Origin of the sequence: Vibrio sp. M260118, from assembly GCF_036533755.1 — a bacterium.
Classification (GTDB): Bacteria; Pseudomonadota; Gammaproteobacteria; order Enterobacterales; family Vibrionaceae; genus Vibrio.
In genome coordinates this window covers 1-2842 of the sequence record NZ_JATABG010000417.1, presented here as the reverse complement: position 1 = coordinate 2842, position 2842 = coordinate 1, and the positions used below count along the sequence as shown (strand labels likewise).

Here is a 2842-nt window from a genome sequence, read left to right as displayed (position 1 = left end):
AGATTTGTCGGTTCCTTTGGGCCCATAGGCCAATTAATGTGAAGCAAAATAATATGATGGCGAGCATGATGCCGGCCTCAAGTTCACCTAGTGTCCGAGATAGGTAAGGCGTTGCTTTAACGATGATTAAGCCGTAACCAAACGCATTTATCAATACAAATGCCACAGTTCTGAGGGCAAAGTTACTGTTTCTTAGAATTCTTCTCAGCATAGCGTTGATTTCGCCCCCAGCCATAACGAGTGTACAAGCGATCAATGCGGTGGAGATTTCAGTTAAATAGGGACGAAGGTAACCGCCCAATAGGTTTAAGTAATCCATTAATAACAATCGAAAATTACAGATTAGCGCAGCATACCATGAACTTAGTCAATAACAATTAAGAGAAAGGTCATGACGGGACATTAGCGGTAGGAAAAGAAAACCCAGCGAATCGCTGGGTTTACATTCTGTATTGTTGAAACTAGAAAGCAGTGCGCTTGTAACGGCGGTATACAGGCTGCCAGAATGAAGCATCAATCGCTTCTTCTAGCGCTTCATCTGGAATTTCTAATGCCACACCTTGTTCAATGGCTTTTTTGGCCACTGCGAAAGCAATTTTCTTCGATACGGAATGGATAGCTTCTAGCGGTGGTAGTAGCGCTCCCTGGCCGTTAATTGCCAGCGGTGAACATGTTGCCAATGCGCGGCTAGACTCCATAAGCATTTCATCGGTAACACGTTTAGCTTGTACTGCCAGTACGCCCAAACCAATGCCAGGGAAAATATAGCTATTGTTGCACTGAGCAATCGGATAGGTCTTTCCGTCATGGACAACTGGATCAAATGGGCTACCTGTCGCTACTAATGCTTCGCCGTTCGTCCAGCGGATGATGTCATTGGGTGTTGCTTCAACGCGACTGGTTGGATTCGACAGAGGAAATACAATTGGGCGAGGGCAATGTTTGTGCATCTCTTTAATAACGTCTTCGCTAAATAGTCCTGGCGCACCTGAAACCCCGACCAGTACGGTTGGTTTAGCATTACGCATGACGTCTAATAGTGAGAAAGCATTTCCTTCTGCTTCCCAATCGTTCGTTGTCACACGCTTTTGCACCAGGCGTTGTTGGAAGTCTAGTAAGTTCGGCATACCTTCTTGTAGCAGACCCCAGCGGTCAACCATGAATACTTGCGAGCGAGCCTGTTCATCGCTAATCCCTTCAGAAACCATCTGGGCGATGATCGCCTCTGCGATACCACAGCCAGCAGAGCCTGCTCCAAGGAAGGTGACACGTTGTTCAGATAGCTGGCTTCCTGCCGCTTTACATGCGGCCAGCAGGGAGCCAACGGTAACCGCTGCGGTGCCCTGAATGTCATCGTTAAAGCAACAAACGCGGTTTTTATAACGTTCAAGCAGCGGCATAGCATTTTTCTGTGCAAAATCTTCAAATTGGATAAGAGCATCTGGCCAGCGACGCTGGACGGCTTGCATGAACTCTTCGACAAATGCATCGTACTCTGCACCTGTAATACGCGGATGACGCCACCCCATATACATAGGATCGGCAAGACGCTGCGGGTTATTAGTGCCCACATCCAAAACGATAGGAAGTGTGTAAGCTGGGCTAATACCGCCACATGCTGTATAGAGAGCAAGCTTACCAATTGGAATTCCCATACCACCAATACCCTGGTCACCCAAACCGAGAATACGTTCACCATCGGTTACGACAATAACCTTGACGTTGTGGTTGGAGGCGTTATTTAGGATGTCATCAATACGATCACGATTAGCATAAGAAACAAACAGACCACGTCCGCGACGATAGATATTCGAGAAGTTCTCACATGCGGCACCCACCGTCGGTGTATAGATGATCGGCATCATCTCTGAAATGTGGTTTTGAACCAGTCGGTAGAATAGCGTTTCGTTAGTATCTTGAATGTTACGTAGATAAATGTGCTTATCCATATCGCTTTCAAAGTTTCGATACTGCTGATAGGCACGCTCTACTTGTTCCTGAATGGTTTCAGTATTTTCTGGAAGCAAGCCTTCTAGGTTAAATGAGCTTCTTTCTTCACTTGAGAAGGCACTGCCTTTGTTTAGAAGAGGAGTACTGAGAAGCGCAGGGCCTGCATAGGGGATATATAGAGGGCGTTTATCGTTATTCATTACATGCCTTAGTAGGGGTTAGGGTCATCAGACCTTTAGGAACAGGAACATAAAAATGATAGGGATTCGTTGTTGTATTGTAAACAGAATAATCCTCCTTTCCGACAAACTTTGAGTTTATAATTTTAAGTCTTTTAAATTCATAAACGCCACAGATGACAAGCTTACCTATCGACTCTCTAAAATCGGATTTTAAAGCCGCACTTAGCCAACACCATTTAATTGTTGAAGCGGATACAGGATCGGGAAAATCAACACGATTACCTCTTTGGGCTGCGGAGTCCGGCAGAGTGCTCGTTATTGAACCAAGAAGGATTGCTTGTACCTCTTTGGCGCAGTTTCTCTCTGAGCAACAAGGCCAGCCGCTGGGTAAGTCAGTAGGATATGCAATTAAATTAGAGGGTCGATTTGACGAAAATACTCAAGTGGTTTTCGTAACGCCGGGTGTCGCGTTGCGCTGGTACTCAGAAAACAAGCTCGCTGACTTCGAGACGATCATTGTCGATGAATTTCATGAGCGTCGCTGGGACACCGATCTGTTGGTTGCGCTATTAAACGGAACAAGTCAGCATCGTTTGGTTTTAACATCGGCAACGATTGAGGGAAATAGGCTTGCTACTTATTTAGGCGCGCAACGTATGCATGCTGAAGGGCGGAACTATCAAGTAGCGATAAGCTATCGAGCTAATGAC

At 46.0% G+C, this 2842-nt stretch carries 3 protein-coding genes; 1 reads left to right on the top strand and 2 read right to left on the bottom strand.

All coding sequences use genetic code 11. The annotated features are described in order from the left end of the window. Both QTO00_RS17705 and QTO00_RS17700 read right to left on the bottom strand, forming a co-directional pair. On the bottom strand, nucleotides 1-328 hold a 328-nt coding region (locus QTO00_RS17705; RefSeq protein ID WP_443088942.1), incomplete at its 3' end, for a DUF3392 domain-containing protein. A gap of 133 nt (nucleotides 329-461) precedes the next feature. After that, on the bottom strand, nucleotides 462-2150 hold the full coding sequence (locus tag QTO00_RS17700) for an NAD-dependent malic enzyme (RefSeq protein WP_331425951.1): 1689 nt from the start codon (nucleotides 2148-2150) through the stop codon (nucleotides 462-464). A gap of 155 nt (nucleotides 2151-2305) precedes the next feature. Between QTO00_RS17700 and QTO00_RS17695 the strand changes: the two genes are divergently transcribed. After that, nucleotides 2306-2842: DEAD/DEAH box helicase family protein (locus QTO00_RS17695; protein ID WP_331425950.1), on the top strand; the 537-nt coding region annotated here is incomplete at its 3' end.